The sequence below is a fragment of the Clostridium sp. MCC328 genome (assembly GCF_018785465.1).
Taxonomy (GTDB): Bacteria; Bacillota; Clostridia; order Lachnospirales; family Lachnospiraceae; genus Pilosibacter; species Pilosibacter fragilis.
This window is the reverse complement of record NZ_WQPW01000072.1, coordinates 1-15,165: the sequence shown is the minus strand read 5'-3', so window position 1 is coordinate 15,165 and position 15,165 is coordinate 1. Positions and strand designations below refer to the sequence as shown.

14 protein-coding genes are annotated in these 15,165 nt (G+C 48.2%); 9 read left to right on the top strand and 5 right to left on the bottom strand.

Annotation, left to right across the window (positions count from 1 at the left end; all coding sequences use genetic code 11):
• Nucleotides 1-271: 271 nt before the first annotated feature.
• Nucleotides 272-1,297, bottom strand: coding sequence for a branched-chain amino acid aminotransferase (locus tag GPK83_RS11585; RefSeq protein WP_117484394.1), 1,026 nt, complete (start codon nucleotides 1,295-1,297; stop codon nucleotides 272-274).
• A gap of 392 nt (nucleotides 1,298-1,689) precedes the next feature.
• Here GPK83_RS11585 and GPK83_RS11580 point away from each other — a divergent pair, with 392 nt between their 5' ends.
• The gene (locus GPK83_RS11580; RefSeq protein ID WP_215704832.1) at nucleotides 1,690-2,964 is read left to right on the top strand and encodes an MFS transporter; all 1,275 of its coding nucleotides are present in this window, start codon (nucleotides 1,690-1,692) and stop codon (nucleotides 2,962-2,964) included.
• On the opposite strand, the gene GPK83_RS11575 is transcribed toward GPK83_RS11580, so the two are convergent.
• Complete coding sequence (locus GPK83_RS11575) at nucleotides 2,900-3,817, bottom strand: LysR family transcriptional regulator (RefSeq protein ID WP_117552711.1); 918 nt, start codon at nucleotides 3,815-3,817, stop codon at nucleotides 2,900-2,902. The two genes, GPK83_RS11580 and GPK83_RS11575, sit on opposite strands and share 65 nt — an antisense overlap.
• 216 nt (nucleotides 3,818-4,033) lie before the next feature.
• On the opposite strand from GPK83_RS11575, the gene GPK83_RS11570 reads away from it, so the two are divergent.
• From GPK83_RS11570 to GPK83_RS11555, 4 genes are all read left to right on the top strand, one after another.
• Nucleotides 4,034-5,311, top strand: coding sequence for an L-serine ammonia-lyase, iron-sulfur-dependent, subunit alpha (locus GPK83_RS11570; protein ID WP_117470397.1), 1,278 nt, complete (start codon nucleotides 4,034-4,036; stop codon nucleotides 5,309-5,311).
• Nucleotides 5,312-5,571: 260 nt separating this feature from the next.
• Nucleotides 5,572-6,516 (top strand): LysR family transcriptional regulator, encoded by a 945-nt coding sequence (locus GPK83_RS11565; RefSeq protein ID WP_215704831.1) that lies wholly within the window; start codon nucleotides 5,572-5,574, stop codon nucleotides 6,514-6,516.
• A 106-nt stretch (nucleotides 6,517-6,622) separates the two neighbouring features.
• The gene (glsA, locus tag GPK83_RS11560; RefSeq protein ID WP_015553728.1) at nucleotides 6,623-7,540 is read left to right on the top strand and encodes a glutaminase A; all 918 of its coding nucleotides are present in this window, start codon (nucleotides 6,623-6,625) and stop codon (nucleotides 7,538-7,540) included.
• Nucleotides 7,541-7,777: 237 nt separating this feature from the next.
• Nucleotides 7,778-9,196 (top strand): alanine/glycine:cation symporter family protein, encoded by a 1,419-nt coding sequence (locus tag GPK83_RS11555; protein ID WP_117484389.1) that lies wholly within the window; start codon nucleotides 7,778-7,780, stop codon nucleotides 9,194-9,196.
• A gap of 348 nt (nucleotides 9,197-9,544) precedes the next feature.
• Here GPK83_RS11555 and GPK83_RS11550 read toward each other — a convergent pair whose 3' ends face one another.
• Nucleotides 9,545-9,976 (bottom strand): Rrf2 family transcriptional regulator, encoded by a 432-nt coding sequence (locus GPK83_RS11550; RefSeq protein ID WP_117515795.1) that lies wholly within the window; start codon nucleotides 9,974-9,976, stop codon nucleotides 9,545-9,547.
• A 233-nt stretch (nucleotides 9,977-10,209) separates the two neighbouring features.
• Here GPK83_RS11550 and cysK point away from each other — a divergent pair, with 233 nt between their 5' ends.
• Nucleotides 10,210-11,142: a cysteine synthase A gene (gene cysK, locus GPK83_RS11545; protein ID WP_215704830.1), complete on the top strand. Its 933-nt coding sequence runs from the start codon at nucleotides 10,210-10,212 to the stop codon at nucleotides 11,140-11,142.
• A gap of 517 nt (nucleotides 11,143-11,659) precedes the next feature.
• Nucleotides 11,660-12,196, top strand: coding sequence for a rubrerythrin (rbr, locus tag GPK83_RS11540; protein ID WP_015553723.1), 537 nt, complete (start codon nucleotides 11,660-11,662; stop codon nucleotides 12,194-12,196).
• A gap of 237 nt (nucleotides 12,197-12,433) precedes the next feature.
• On the opposite strand, the gene GPK83_RS11535 is transcribed toward rbr, so the two are convergent.
• Nucleotides 12,434-12,922 carry a transposase gene (locus GPK83_RS11535; RefSeq protein ID WP_345941808.1) on the bottom strand — a complete coding sequence of 163 codons (489 nt, stop codon included), beginning with the start codon at nucleotides 12,920-12,922 and terminating at the stop codon, nucleotides 12,434-12,436.
• Between the two features lie 259 nt (nucleotides 12,923-13,181).
• Between GPK83_RS11535 and GPK83_RS11530 the strand changes: the two genes are divergently transcribed.
• Both GPK83_RS11530 and GPK83_RS11525 read left to right on the top strand, forming a co-directional pair.
• The gene (locus tag GPK83_RS11530) at nucleotides 13,182-13,775 is read left to right on the top strand and encodes a hypothetical protein (RefSeq protein WP_215704829.1); all 594 of its coding nucleotides are present in this window, start codon (nucleotides 13,182-13,184) and stop codon (nucleotides 13,773-13,775) included.
• The gene (locus tag GPK83_RS11525) at nucleotides 13,772-14,626 is read left to right on the top strand and encodes a nucleotidyl transferase AbiEii/AbiGii toxin family protein (protein WP_345941807.1); all 855 of its coding nucleotides are present in this window, start codon (nucleotides 13,772-13,774) and stop codon (nucleotides 14,624-14,626) included. Before GPK83_RS11530 ends, GPK83_RS11525 begins: the two co-directional genes overlap by 4 nt.
• 131 nt (nucleotides 14,627-14,757) lie before the next feature.
• Here GPK83_RS11525 and GPK83_RS11520 read toward each other — a convergent pair.
• Nucleotides 14,758-15,165, bottom strand: a 408-nt coding sequence (locus GPK83_RS11520; RefSeq protein ID WP_215704828.1) for a transposase, incomplete at its 5' end; no start/stop codon positions are given.

The following is a 15,165-nucleotide window of genomic DNA, read 5'->3' as shown; positions in this document are numbered from 1 at the left end:
ATTGAAAGCGCCGTATACCGAACGGTACGTACGGTGCTGTGAGAGGACGGCGGTTAGCCACCGCCTCCTACTCGATTATGGATAATTATTTCCCAAAAGAATCAATGTATTCTCTCGCAGTGATCTGATCCAGATCAAAATTTTTACATATTTGTTCCAGAATAGTATCATCGCTTAAATGGAATTCTCTTCCCATGCGAATCATTGCTAAAGAAAAAAGAAGCAGGACTCCCCCAAAGGAATCCTGCTCTGATACAATTCACACGGTTAATTATTTGATCACATGGATCCAGCCTTCCGGTGCCTCGATGTGGCCCATCTGGATGCCTGTTAATGTGTCGTAGAGCTTCTGGATCACCGGACCCATTTTCTCCATGCCGCTCGGGAAGCAGATCTCGTTGCCGTGGTCTACGATCTTGCCGACCGGGGAGATAACAGCAGCGGTACCGCAGAGACCGCACTCAGCGAAATCTTTTACTTCTGTAAACGGAACCGGACGCTCCTCTGTCTTTAAACCGAGGTAATGCTCAGCAACGTAGAGGATGGAGCGGCGTGTGATGGACGGAAGGATAGAGTCGGACTTCGGTGTTACGACTGTGCCGTCTTTTGTAACGAAGATGAAGTTTGCTCCGCCTGTCTCCTCAACATAGGTTCTTGTAGCAGCGTCGAGATACATGTTCTCATCATAGCCCTGTTTGTGAGCATCAACGATGGCATGTAAGCTCATTGCGTAGTTTAAGCCGGCTTTTACATGACCTGTTCCGTGAGGTGCTGCGCGGTCGAAGTCTGTGACACGGATTGTGATCGGCTTAGCGCCGCCCTTGAAGTACGGGCCGACCGGTGTACAGAAAGCACGGAACTGGTACTCGGATGCCGGTTTCACACCGATTACCGGGTTTGTACCGAACATATACGGACGGATGTAAAGAGTTGCGCCGGAACCGTACGGCGGAACGAAATCAGCGTTTGCCGCAACCAGCTTTGTGATCGCGTCAATGAAGCGCTCCTTCGGGAACTGCGGCATCTCAAGTCTTGCTGCGGAGTTCATCATACGCTCAGCGTTTAAGTCCGGGCGGAAGGTTACGATGTGGCCGTCTTCTGTTGTGTATGCCTTTAAGCCCTCGAAGCAGGTCTGTGCATACTGGAATACACATGCACACTCGTTTAAGGTGATCATATCATCAGTTGTAAGAGTTCCCTCATCCCAGGAACCATCTTTGAAGTTGGATACATATCTGTAATCAGTTTTGATGTAACCGAATCCGATATTGGACCAGTCGATATCTTTCTTTGCCATTGGAAATTCCTCCATTCTGCCGTCTGACCGGCATTGTATTTTTTGCCGCCGGGGTCGGACGGTAATGTCTTTTTACTGCGGTACTGTTTCGATGTAATGAACAGTTACCGTGTTTTCTATTATAAGTACTTAAGATTTATCCTGCAAGTTCTTTATGGCAAAAAGATGAAAAAAATATGGGAAAATGGGAGAAATAATGCTACAATATAACCTTAAGGAATAAAGAATATTCCGCAGATTTATTCAGCATGCCCGCAGAGGCCAGACGCCTGCTATAAGAGTGAGTGAGGGAGCTGTAACTGGCGGACATGTAGCCGGAACCTTTCGGGGCAGACAGACGGATACCGGAGATGTGCGGAAAAGAAAAAAGCTGGGGAAAGGCAGAAATAACAATGGAACAAAAGAAAAACAGACTGCACTACGCCTGGTTCATCCTTGCGGGCTGCTGCATCCTGCAGGGGGCGACTCTGGGACTCATCAACAACTGTGCCGGTGTCTTTTACTCCCCGATCTGCAAAGAGCTGGGATTTGAGCTGGGAAAACTTACGATGTACCGGATGCTCTACTGCATCAGTTCTGCTTTGGCGCTGCCATTTGTAGCGACAAGCTTTCGGAAACATGATGTGCGGATCGTGATCAGCATTGCAGCTGTCATATACGGAGGCTGCGCGACCCTCATGGGTACCTTCCATGAACTGTGGCAGTGGCATTTGACAGGCATCATTCAGGGAATTGCCTCGTCCTTCGTCTGCATGATCCCGGCGCCGATCATTCTTGGAAACTGGTTTAAGAAAAAGACCGGAATGGCGGTGGGAATCTCCGCGGCGTTCTCCGGTCTCGTCGGCATGATCGGCAGCAGCTTTCTTGGAATGGCGATCCCGGCATTCGGATGGAGGGTGAGCTATGTGGCGGTTGGAATCGTCAGTACCGCGCTGGTCCTCCCGATCTCCCTGTTCATTCTCCGCTATAAGCCGGAAGAGATGGGACTTCTGCCGTACGGGGCAGAGAATGTGGAGCAAAGGGCTGTATCAGGCACATCAGCGCCTGCATCCGCGGAAAACGGGACCCCGATAAAAGAATTGCTGCGTCAGCCGGAATTTTATATTGCCGTAGGTGCATACTGGACCAGTGTGTCATGCGCGTACCTGAATTCCTTCCTGACGCCCTGTGGGATCGCAGCCGGCCTTACGCTGCAGGCAGCGGCCATGATGACGAGCATCTCCCTTCTCGGAAATATGTCCAGCAAGCTGATCCTCGGAAAGATCAGCGACAGCCTTGGGATCATCAGGACCTTTGAAGTTTCGATTGCGCTGGCGTTTCTTGGACATGTACTGCTGTTTGTCGGTTCTCCGGAGACGGTGATGGCGGGCTCCCTGTTTTATGGTGTGACACTTCCCCTATCATCCGTCATGATGCCGCTGTTCTGCAGGATCTTCTGGAATGGTGAGACCTATAGTACAGCATATGCCTATTCCACCATGGTGGGAACGCTTCTGGGAGCGCCCTTCAACATGTGGTTTGGAACCTTTTATGATATAACGGGAGATTACAGGCTGACCATTGGAGTGAGCGCGGCGATGCTTATTATGTTGACCTTCCTCATCATTCTTGAGGGTGTTCGTCTGAAACGGGCGAAGTCCGGAAAGTCTCCTTCGCAAGCTCGATAAAGGCGTCCATCTCACCGGTGTGCCATTTGTCTTTGTGATAGAGGACCTGACGGTAGAGCTCCATGTGAAAATCCTTTACCGGCAGGATCGAGAGAATACCGGATTCCACTTCATGCCTTACGGCAAACTCCGGGAGAAATGAGATCCCGGCGTTCTGCTTCAACATATTGATAATGAATTCAGTGTTTCCAATTTCCAGGAAAGGCTTGATCTCCTTTCCGAGAGATGCCAGATATCGGTCAAGAACGAACCGGTAGCTGGCATTTTTTTCGGTCAGGAGGAACGGGTGGCTGATGACCGAGGCAAGGTCTGTGGGATCATTTTTTGCCAGCGTGTGGACGGAGGAAGAGACAAAGGAGATATTTTCCGGCGCTTCCAGAACTTTTATAAAACGCTTGTCGTCAATGGGCTGGTCGAGGAGATAGACCAGATCGATAGAGTTCTTGTTCATGCGGTCCAAAAGAACATCCGGGGAGTCCAGAACGATGCTCACGGAGACGTTCGGGTAAAGCTGATGGAATTTCTTTAAAAGATCCGGAAAGATGGATTCACAGATGGATTCAATGGTTCCGATGGTGAGGTCACCGGAGAGCTCAGTGGAGGCGGAAACCGCGTTTTTCGCGTCGGCGACGGTGCCAAGGATCGTCACGGCATAGCGGTAAAAGATCTCCCCGTGATGGGTCAGGACCGTCTTTTTTCCGAGACGGTCAAAGAGATGGATGCCGAGTTCCTCCTCTAACTGTTTGATCTGGACCGTGACGGCGGCCTGGGAATAACCTAACGCCTCGGCGGCTTTTGAAAAACTTTGCTTTTGCGCGATCTGTAGAAACGTGCGGATCTCTCGAAGTTCCATGGCGGATTCCTTTCTTCTCTATAAAAATTTATAAACGATCTGTTTAAAACGTTCAATTTTACTTTTAGTACTTCTTATGATACGCTAAGAATATAGAAATTGCAAGAAAATAGCAGGATAGAATGCGAATTTTCAGGATGTGAGACTCGGAGTCATGAATGGCAGGCGGAAAAAGTGATCCGATCGGCAGAAAAGAACGGAGAAAGGACGGATACAATGGAGAAAAGCGATATCAGATATCAGGCATATGTGAGTATTCTGGAAGAGGAACTGAAGCCGGCGATGGGATGTACGGAGCCGATCGCCATCGCTTACTGCGCGGCAGTCGCGAGAGAAGTGCTCGGCGGACTCCCGGAGAAGGTGAAGGTAGGAGCCAGCGGCAGCATGATCAAGAACGTAAAATCCGTGATCGTCCCGAATACGGATCATTTAAAGGGAATTCCGGCGGCGGCGGCGGCAGGAATCGTTGCAGGTGATCCGAAAAAGGAACTTGAGGTCATAGCGTCTGTTACAAAAGAGCAGATCACGGCGATGAAGGAATTCCTTCAGACGACCCCGGTGGAAGTGGAACATATTGATAACGGCATCACCTTTGATATCATTGTGACACTGACACGCGGAACAGATACCAGCATGGTCCGCATCGCAAATTATCACACGAATGTGGTACATATTGAAAAGAACGGAGAAGTCATCAGGGATATCCCGGTGAATGGTGAGGAGGAGGAAGGTCTTACGGATCGCTCACTGCTCGATATGGAGCATATCTGGGACTTTATCCATACAGTGGATGTGAACGATATCAGAGAGGTTCTGGAGCGCCAGAAAACTTACAATATGGCAATCGCCAGAGAGGGAATGCGTGGGCAGTATGGATCCAACATCGGCGCACTTCTTCTCGATATGAACGGAAATGATGTCCGTACACGGGCGAGAGCCATGGCGGCAGCCGGATCCGACGCACGAATGAACGGATGTGAGCTTCCAGTTATCATCAACTCCGGCAGTGGAAATCAGGGAATCACGGCTTCTGTTCCGGTCATCGTATACGCAACGGAGCTGGGAGTCGATGAAGATACCATGTACCGGGCGATGGCACTCTCAGATCTCACGACGATCCACCAGAAGACGCCCATCGGAAGACTTTCCGCCTACTGCGGTGCAGTCAGCGCGGGTGCGGGGTCCGGAGCGGGGATCGCGTATCTCTCCGGAGCGTCCTATGATGAGGTGGTCCACACCGTGATCAATGCGGTAGCCATTATCTCCGGTATGGTCTGTGACGGCGCGAAAGCGTCCTGCGCGGCAAAGATCGCTGAGGCGGTGGACGCGGGGATCATCGGCTACTATATGGCAAAGCGTGGTCAGAACTTTGATGACGGTGACGGAATCGTGACGGCCGGGATCGAGGCGACGATCCGCAACGTGGGACGTCTCGCAAAAGAGGGAATGAAGGAGACGAATGATGAGATCATCAGCATTATGATCGGGAGCTGAGGTCTGTCATCCCGTGTGAATTAAGATATGAAAGTATGGTTTCGGAGTGTTGTCCAGGTGACGGCACTCCGCTTTTGATGTATAAGGTTTTTTCTGTGAGAAATAACCTTAGTTTGATAAAGAATAACAAAGAAGTGGAAAGATATGGCAAAAAATGATACATTATATACAAGAAAAGCCGCGGGAATGTGCGGCTTTCAGAAATTCTTTTCAGCAGTGATGCGTGGGAAGAGAGATAGAAAAATGAGGGAGGGAAGAACATGAGCTATGATATCAATCTGAAACATCTGGAATACTTCATCAAGGTGGCGAGACTTGGTTCCATCAACAAGGCGGCCCAGATGCTCTATGTTTCCCAATCCCATCTTGGAAAGATCATTCATGACCTGGAGGAGACCGTTGGAGCGCCGCTCTTAAACAGGAGCCGTCAGGGTGTGACGCTGACTCCTGAGGGAAATGAGTTTTTGGAGCGGTCGGTGCGGATCTTAAAGGAAATGGAAGAAATGCACCTGCGGCCTTTAAAAGAGATGGAGAAGACAGAGCCCCTGGCGGTGTCCATGACAAAGTTCTCCCATGTAATGGAGAGCTTTATCACTATCGTGAGACGTTACCAGGATCAGCCGGAATTCACCCACCGCCTGTATGAGGGGCAGCTGGAGGATGTCATCGAGGATGTGGTCTCCGGGCGGGCCGACATCGGAATTTTCCATTTCGACAGCCAGAGACATGAGGAGATCCAGGTGATGGCGGCGGCAAAAGGTCTTACATACCGGTTCCTCTCCTATGTGGAACCGCAGATCGTGATCTCAAAGGATCATCCGCTCGTCCGGGAGAAGAAGCCGATGACGAGGGAGAATCTTGCGAATTACGGATTTATCCGCTATATGGGGCTGTATGATGATATTCTCACCAATATCCTCGGACCAAATGAGGATGGGGGAAGTACGGGAAAGAAAAAGGAGATCTATGTGACGGGGCGTGCGACGCTCATGAATCTGATCTCGCAGACGGATTTTTACAGTATCGGAATCCATGACTTTGACAAGCAGCTGTCGGATTTCCGGGCAGTTTCCGTGCCGATTCCGGGGTGCGAGGTGAAGCTGGAATTCGGGTATGTGACACTTGCGGATGTGCCGATCTCCGGGATCGGGGAAGAGTTTTTGAAGGAAGTAAGAGAGCGGCTTGAGAGGGGACAGGACGTTTAAAATAAGAAAAAAGCACGGAAAATGTGCTGACAGGAGTTTCCTGCGAAGTATGGAAAGTGCGGCAGCAGGAGTGAAAGGTCATATAGGAAAGGAGTAAACAAAAGTTATGTTTCAGGATCTGATCAATGAGGCGCTGGAAACGGGACGCCCATACATCAAAGAGGGGGAGGTTGCGACGTACATTCCGGAGCTTGGAAGAGCGGACAAGAATAAGCTCGGAATCAGCATCTTCTGCCGGGATGGAAGCCGGTTCTCCTGCGGGGACACGAAGGATCGGTTCAGCATCCAGAGTATTTCGAAGGTTATCAGCCTTGCGGTAGCCCTTGAGGTCTGCGGGTTTGACATGGTGTTTGAGAATGTGGGGATGGAACCGTCGGGGGACGCCTTCAACTCCCTGATCAAGCTTGAGGGATCTAACAGCCATCCATACAATCCGATGATCAATTCTGGAGCAATCGCAGTGGCGAGCTTTATTGAGCCGAAGGTATCGTTTGAGGAGATGCTGAAGCTGGCGAGATGTTTCTGTCAGGATGACGGGATCGTTCTGGATGAGAAAGTCTACGGTTCAGAGATGTCAACGGTGGCGAGAAACCGCGCCATCGCCTATCTTTTAGAGAGCAAGGGCGTGATCAATGGAAATGTGGAGGAAGCGCTAGATTTCTATGTGAAAATGTGCTCGCTGAGCGTCACGGCGGAAAGCCTTGCGGGATTGGGACTTCTGCTCGCGAATGACGGAGTGGATCCATCCGGAAAGCGGCTGCTGAATTCCGATACCGTGAGAGTCGTGAAGACGATCATGCTGACCTGCGGCATGTATGACGGGTCCGGGGAATTTGCGGTCCGCGTGGGGATCCCGTCGAAGAGCGGTGTCGGCGGCGGGCTGCTCTCTGTTGTTGACGGAAAGATGGGGATCGGAATCTATGGTCCGTCCCTGGACGCAAAGGGAAACAGCATTGCGGGGAGAAAGATCCTGCAGTTCCTTTCCTCACAGATGAAATTGCATATTTTTGCGAAGAAAGACTGAGCAGTTTTTTGATGAAGGGTAACAGTTCATCAGGTTACGATGAAAGTATGAAAGTGGTACGGGCCCCAGGGAAAAATGGGCGGACGGAAACTTTCTTCTTTAGAGAAAAATTAGGAAAGGGAGGTATAATGGAAGGTGCAGTTCTGGCAAAATTTCCTGGCAAAATGATTGTAAATACGGGTAACTTACAGTAAAATTTTGGGGTAACAAAAAAAGAAAAAAGAGGGGTAACAACACATGTACGATTTGTATGGGGCACTGATCGGGAATCTCAGTAATTATCTTTACACATACATCCTGATCATCTTACTTGTTGCAGGCGGAATCTACTTTACGGTCCGCACAAAGTTTGTTCAGTTCCGCTATTTAAAGGAATCTTTGCGGGTCGTTCTCGCACCGAGTGAGGATGACAAGGCGATCTCGTCCTTTCAGGCACTCATGGTTTCGACGGCATCCCGTGTGGGAACCGGAAATATCGCAGGCGTATCCACAGCAATCTGTCTCGGCGGACTCGGATCATTATTCTGGATGTGGCTCACAGCGCTTCTGGGAATGTCTACTGCTTTCGTGGAGGGAACTCTGGCTCAGATCTATAAGCGCCGTTCCGATGACGGCGGCTGCTACGGCGGTCCGTCCTACTACATCGATCAGGCAACCGGAAAACACTGGCTCGGAATCCTGTTTGCAGTGTTCATGATCCTGACCTACATGGTCGGCTTCAATCTGGTTGCATCCTTCAATATCGCAGATGCATTCCGTGTCATTCCGGCATACTCCCAGAATGAAAACCTTGCAAAATGGATCATCGGCGGCGTGCTTGCAGTGTTATTCTTCGTCTGCATCAGCGGCGGTGGAAAACAGATCGCAGGGATCACGGAAAAGATCGTTCCGTTCATGGGATTCTTCTACATTGCGGTTGCCGTGTTCGTGATCGTGACCCATATCACACTTCTTCCAGGAGTGTTCGCAGAGATCTTCCGCAACGCGTTTGATGTGAAAGCAATTTTCGGCGGATTTACGGGGTCTGCGGTCATGCTTGGTATCAAGAGAGGTCTTTTCTCTAACGAAGCCGGTGTCGGCGCTGCTGCGTGTGCGGCTGGTTCCGCGGGTGTTTCCCATCCGGTAAAGCAGGGACTTGTTCAGGTGCTTTCTGTATTCCTTGATACCTGTATGATCTGTACAGCAACTGCGATGCTGCTGCTCTGCTCCGGTGTGGAGCCGGATGCGGATATGGCCGGAATGGCCTATGTGCAGGCGGCTATGAACAGCACACTCGGCAAGTTTGGTGTTGTGTTTATTACAGTTTCCTTGTTCCTGTTTGCATTTACGACTCTGCTTGGAAACTTCTATTATGCGGAGACAGGGCTTGCGTATCTTTGCGGCATGACTCCATCTAATGGGGCAAAGTGGTGCATGAGGATTGTTGCTGCGGTGGTTGTGTGCGTCGGCGCTACGATGAAGCTTGGTATTGTCTGGGATACAGCGGATGTGCTGATGGGCTTCATGGCGCTGATCAATGTGCCGGTGATCGTTATTCTCCTGAAGCCGGTACTGCGGTGTCTTGAGGATTATACAGAGCAGAAAAAGGCCGGAAAGAATCCGGTGTTTAAGGCGGAGCATATTGGACTGAAGGAGAAGGTGGACTTCTGGAATTAGGGACGATATTTCCGGGAATGGAATTGGATATGGAAATAGGTGAAGGGCAGCCGCAAGGCTGTCCTTTTTTTTTGGGGGGGGGGGACGGGAGCGACGATTTTGGCGAGAGTACGCTGCCGGTCAGCGTTCAGCCTCAGACGCTTGGATTTTCCGGGCGGTTCCTCTAAGCTTGCGAAAGAATGCTAAGGACGGGGAAAAGTCGGCACAACTCGCCTTCGGCTCAAACAAGTGCCGCCTGTCCCCCAACGCATTCTCCCACGAGCTAAGAGGAAACCATGCCCGGAAAATAATGCGTCTGAGCCTGGAGGCAGACCGGCAGCTGGTCGTGGCTGTGCGAAGGAAAAGTTCTTATATTACATAGTCATCTCCGGGCTGACCATTCTGCACGAGGTCGGCGATGGTGATGCCGTCTAAGTATTCGTTGACGACTTTGTCGAGACCCTGCCAGAGAGGGAGAGTTTTACAGCTTCCCATTCTGGGGCAGTCGGTGCTGCCGGGCTCTAAGCAGGCTACCGGAGCCATGGAGTTTTCAGTGAGGCGAAGGATGCTGCCGACTGTGTACTGTTCCGGGGCTTTTGTGAGGCGATATCCGCCGCCTTTACCGCGGACCCCCTCTAAGAGTTTTGCCTTTACGAGGATTTTGATGATGCCCTCGAGGTATTTTTCAGAGATTTCCTGTCTCGCTGCTGTATCTTTTAATGGAATATAGCCGTCTGTCTGGTGCTCCGCAAGATCGATCAGGACGCGGAGAGCGTAGCGGCCTTTTGTTGAAACCATCATAATCTGTATCCTCCCATGCTGCTGCGTGTTGCTGAATATTTTTGATCGTAATGTAAGTTTAACATTATTCCTATTATAATACAAGGTTTAAGGGAAATAAAGACAGTGAAAAGGATAAAGGTGTTGTGATATATGATAGAAATTTTCTAACATGATATCCGGAATGAGACTTGACAAACAGATGATATCGCCATATAATCCTATTAACATATATGAAAGGTAGGTAATAACTTATGGCAAACATATATACATCCGCAGACCAGCTGATCGGAAAGACTCCGCTCTTAGAGCTTACACAGATTGAAAAATCCGAGGGACTTAACGCGAAGATCCTTGCGAAGCTGGAATATTTCAATCCGGCCGGATCGGTAAAGGACAGGATCGCGAAGGCGATGATCGATGACGCTGAGGCGAAGGGAATCTTAAAGACTGGTTCTACGATTATCGAGCCGACTTCCGGAAACACAGGAATCGGTCTTGCGTCGGTTTCGGCTGCCCGCGGTTACCGGATCATTATCGTTATGCCTGAGACCATGAGTGTGGAGAGGCGCCAGCTTATGAAAGCCTACGGCGCGGAGCTTGTGCTCACTGAGGGCGCAAAGGGAATGAAGGGCGCGATCGCAAAGGCGGAGGAGCTCGCAAAGGAGATTCCGGGAAGCTTTATTCCGGGACAGTTTGTAAACCCGGCGAATCCGGAAGTTCATGAGAGAACAACCGGGCCGGAGATCTGGGAAGATACGGACGGCAAGGTTGATATTTTTGTCGCTGGTGTCGGCACCGGCGGAACCATCACCGGAACCGGAAGATATTTAAAGAAGCAGAATCCGGACGTGAAGGTCGTTGCGGTGGAACCGGCAAGCTCCCCGGTACTGAGCCAGGGCAAGGCAGGCTCCCACAAGATCCAGGGAATCGGAGCCGGATTTGTTCCGGATGTTCTCGACACAAAGGTTTATGATGAGATCATCGCTGTGGAGAATGATGACGCGTTCGCGGCAGGAAAGTTAGTTGGAAAGAAGGAAGGAGTCCTCGTGGGAATTTCCTCCGGTGCGGCGATCTGGGCAGCGATCGAACTTGCGAAGAGACCGGAAAACGCAGGAAAGACGATCGTGGCACTGCTTCCGGATACCGGCGACAGATACCTTTCCACACCGTTATTTGCGGACTAAGGAAAGAAAAAACAGATAAAAATATATGAGAAAGACTGCGGGTCCATATCGGTTGATATGTGGATCTGCAGTTTTTTTATGCAACAGGAAATGTCGGGGAATTCCCTGTTGCATAAAAGGCATTAACGTGCTAAAGATGTGCACTCGCGCAAAGATGTAGATTGCCGCACGCGACCGCGCGAGGCGCGAGAATGTGCCAGGCACATTCTTTTTATACAATGGAAGATCCCAAATGTGCCGGGCGTATTTTTGGCGTTTTTGACAGAAGGTCGTGAAAAACTGTTTGGAGCAAAAGTAAATAAATCCTGCAAAACAATAATAATTACTATTATTGACATTTAAAACAAAGTATGTTAGAATACAACCATAAACAAGACGATACGCAACAGACAAGACGATATACAACAAAAAAGACGACCGTCAGACAGAAACGGTAAATTACAGGAACAGAAAGAATCATTTTGCAAAAAGAAGGGAAAACAATAAGAAAACAAGAATCAGAAAGGAGTTCAACACTATGAGCAGATATGCAGGAACAAAAACAGAAAAGAACCTCGAGGCAGCATTCTCCGGTGAATCCCAGGCAAGAAATAAATATACCTACTTTGCATCCGTAGCAAAGAAGGAGGGATACGAGCAGATCGCAGCTTTATTCCTAAAGACAGCTGACAACGAGAAAGAGCACGCGAAGATGTGGTTCAAGGAGTTAGATGGAATCAGCGATACCGCTGCGAATCTTGCAGCCGCTGCAGCTGGTGAAAACTACGAGTGGACCGATATGTACGAGGATTTTGCGAAGACCGCCGATGAGGAAGGTTTCCATGCTCTCGCAGCAAAATTCCGTATGGTAGGCGAGATCGAGAAGCACCATGAGGAGCGCTACCGTGCCCTTCTTAAAAATGTGGAGACAGCTTCTGTATTCGAAAAGAGTGAAGTAAAGGTATGGGAGTGCCGCAACTGTGGGCATATCGTGATCGGAACAAAGGCACCGCAGGTATGTCCGGTCTGCAGCCATCCGCAGAGCTACTTTGAAGTTCGCGAAGAAAATTATTAAGTCATAAGCTTACGTTATGGCACTGTTCTATTTCATTGCTTGCTGAATGAAAAGCATCGAAAAGAAGGGGCTGTCGCATTAGCAAATATTTTTTGCTGGGCGGCAGCCCTGCTTTATGCCCAAATGGCATCGAAATCGGTCACGTTTTCGATGCCATTCTTTATAAACGCAGTTCATTCCCAGACATCCCTTTCGGCATGCCTGATTTCAAACTGTTTTGTTTTCAACCATTAAAATCTATGCTGTCTTTAATGAAAAAAGATGACTCCCCGTTCTTCCGGTCTGAATCTTGCAATGGAGCTTATTGATATTTCGTCCCATCGCCAGAAGGATGCTCTCTGCCAGTGCATTTGCCTTTCCACGATACAGATATCTTCGAAAATTCATGTACTCTTTTACGTCAGCAAAAGAACCTTCGGCCTGAATACTGCGATTCATACGGAGCATCGTTCCATACTCACTTGTGATCCGTTCCAGATCTTCTGCACGTTTTTGACTCATCGTCTTCGAGACCATCAGCACTTTATTACGTTTTTCCATAGGTGTTTTGCAGTTGTTTCCCTTGATACATTCCGTTTTATAAGGACAGCCGGTACAGTCTGGACTTCTGTAATAAGTTTTTACACTGACATATCCGCTGGCTGTTTTACTTCTGCGTTCATTTGTAACAGTCAGTTCCCTTCCATTCCGACAGATATAGCTGTCTCTGTCTGCGTGATACTCCATGTTTTCTCTCCTGCTGATGTCTTTTTTGTATTTTCGGGTTTTCGAAATCTCATAGTTCTGCGGCTTTATATAGGCGGTCTGTCCGTTTCCCTCTGTTGTTGTTCGATTTTTGGTGTATGGTAAATGTCTTGCTTTAGATTGTCGTTTACTTCAGTCGTAATTTAATTGTAAATATTTTTTGAATGTTTCCAACAAGATATTGACTTTAATCGTAATTATGAGCATAATGTTATTGAGTTATTATAACCGAGGTGAGTGTATGGATTACATGACTGAACTCACCGCTATTGCAAAAACGCATGGCGGAATTATTGAAACGAAAATAGCAGCGCAACGCGGCATCTCCAAGGCGATGCTTTATAAGTTGTGCAAAGAAGATAAAATCCATCGTATTGTAAAAGGCCAGTACATTCTTCCCGATGATATGCAGGATGAATTATTGGCAATCAGTAACCGTTCAGAAAGAATCATTTTTTCTCACGAAACAGCTCTTTACCTTCACGGAATTTCTGACCGTACTCCATTTGAGCATACGGTTACTGCACCGTCTGGTTGTATTCCTTCTGCGGCAATTAAATTTGAATGCAAAGTGTATTATATCAAGCCTGAATTGTTTGAACTTGGCAAAACAACGCTGAGAACACCTGCTGGAAATGATGTTCCTGCATACGATCTTGAACGCACCATTTGTGATGTAATTCGCAGCCGTAACAAATTGGGAACTGAAACATTTTTAGCGGCACTTAAAATGTACGCCGCAAGCCCGAAGAAAAACCTAAACCAACTGAATACATATGCAAAACAGATGCGTGTTGAAAAAGTGTTGCGTCAATATTTGGAGGTGCTTCTGTGAGTAAAGCAATGAGTTTGAAGGCGAAAATTCGCAATATCGCAAAACAGAAGAATATCCCTGCACAGGTCATTCTGCAGAACTATATGTTTGAGCGTCTGCTTGTCCGCCTTTCCGCTTCCGAATACAAAGAGAAGTTTGTATTAAAGGGCGGTATGTTGGTAGCCGCCATTGTCGGACTCGACAACCGCGCAACCATGGATATGGACACCACTCTTAAAAATCTGCCCCTTACACCGGAAGCAATTCGCAGTGCGTTGGAAGATGTTTGTGACATCGCATTCGATGACGGCGTTGTATTCGAGATTGGCACAATTTCGCCCATCCGTGAAGATGATATTTACGGCGGATACCGTGTCATGCTGAACGCCAAGTTTGATACTCTGCTGACTCCACTTAGCATTGATGTGTCCACCGATGATGCTATTACACCCCATGCGGTGCAGTACAACTTCTCTGAAATTTTCGATGATGAGAAATCTTATGAGCTGTGGGCATACAACATTGAAACCGTCATGGCTGAAAAGGTTGAAACTATTTTACGCCGTGGCGTGTTCAATACTCGTCCCAGAGATTTTTACGATACCTATATACTGACCACAACGCAGAAATTCGATAATGCGGTATTTGCTGATGCGTTAAGTGCAACTGCCAAGCATCGTGGCACTACAGAACAGATTGCAGATGTTCCTTCTATTCTTTACAACATCGAAGAAAGCCCGGAACTCAAAACAATGTGGGACAAGTATCGCAAGCAGTTTTCTTATGCGAAAGATATTACTTACGAACAAATTATGGATTCCATAAAGACTTTGCTCAAACCTGAATTATTCACGGAGCAATTTCTAACCTAAACCTTGCACCATGAATTGAAAAAATGATCCATGCAGCCATAACTTCTCTCAATTTGTCAGAAAAAAGGGCATAAAATCCCTATGACGAGTTTTTGAGCAATTATCAGGCTGTCAAGGTTCGTTGACAGTTGCTATTCCAGCTGTACATCCAGCTTACCTATTGCAGAAAGGGTGTCATAAAACTCTTCTTTATATGGACAACTGCTGCACAGCTTGAATGTGATATATCTTGCTGAACGGACTACTTTTGCAGCAATCTTCAGCAGTTTTAAACGAACGGTATCAATGCGTTGTTTCTGCATTTCTGCTGATAATACCAATCGTCTAAACCAATTAAATATGTTGTAGGCAAGAGCATGTACCTGGACTCTGTTTGCATTTACGATTCTGTTGTGACTGCTCACCGCAGAAAAATCAAAACCAGATTTGCTTTCTTTGATGAAGTTTTCCATCAGACCTCTTTTGCAGTAAAATTTGATAAGGTATTCTGGTGAGGAATCCATGTTTGTGACGATAAAGGTATACATGTAAACCATTTG

What these genes read in the sequence shown, in the direction of transcription:
- GPK83_RS11585 (WP_117484394.1), bottom strand. Translation starts at nt 1,297, where the DNA reads ATGGCAAAGAAAGATATCGACTGGTCCAATATCGGATTCGGTTACATC.
- GPK83_RS11580 (WP_215704832.1), top strand. Translation starts at nt 1,690, where the DNA reads ATGGAACAAAAGAAAAACAGACTGCACTACGCCTGGTTCATCCTTGCG.
- GPK83_RS11575 (WP_117552711.1), bottom strand. Translation starts at nt 3,817, where the DNA reads ATGGAACTTCGAGAGATCCGCACGTTTCTACAGATCGCGCAAAAGCAA.
- GPK83_RS11570 (WP_117470397.1), top strand. Translation starts at nt 4,034, where the DNA reads ATGGAGAAAAGCGATATCAGATATCAGGCATATGTGAGTATTCTGGAA.
- GPK83_RS11565 (WP_215704831.1), top strand. Translation starts at nt 5,572, where the DNA reads ATGAGCTATGATATCAATCTGAAACATCTGGAATACTTCATCAAGGTG.
- glsA (WP_015553728.1), top strand. Translation starts at nt 6,623, where the DNA reads ATGTTTCAGGATCTGATCAATGAGGCGCTGGAAACGGGACGCCCATAC.
- GPK83_RS11555 (WP_117484389.1), top strand. Translation starts at nt 7,778, where the DNA reads ATGTACGATTTGTATGGGGCACTGATCGGGAATCTCAGTAATTATCTT.
- GPK83_RS11550 (WP_117515795.1), bottom strand. Translation starts at nt 9,976, where the DNA reads ATGATGGTTTCAACAAAAGGCCGCTACGCTCTCCGCGTCCTGATCGAT.
- cysK (WP_215704830.1), top strand. Translation starts at nt 10,210, where the DNA reads ATGGCAAACATATATACATCCGCAGACCAGCTGATCGGAAAGACTCCG.
- rbr (WP_015553723.1), top strand. Translation starts at nt 11,660, where the DNA reads ATGAGCAGATATGCAGGAACAAAAACAGAAAAGAACCTCGAGGCAGCA.
- GPK83_RS11535 (WP_345941808.1), bottom strand. Translation starts at nt 12,922, where the DNA reads ATGGAGTATCACGCAGACAGAGACAGCTATATCTGTCGGAATGGAAGG.
- GPK83_RS11530 (WP_215704829.1), top strand. Translation starts at nt 13,182, where the DNA reads ATGGATTACATGACTGAACTCACCGCTATTGCAAAAACGCATGGCGGA.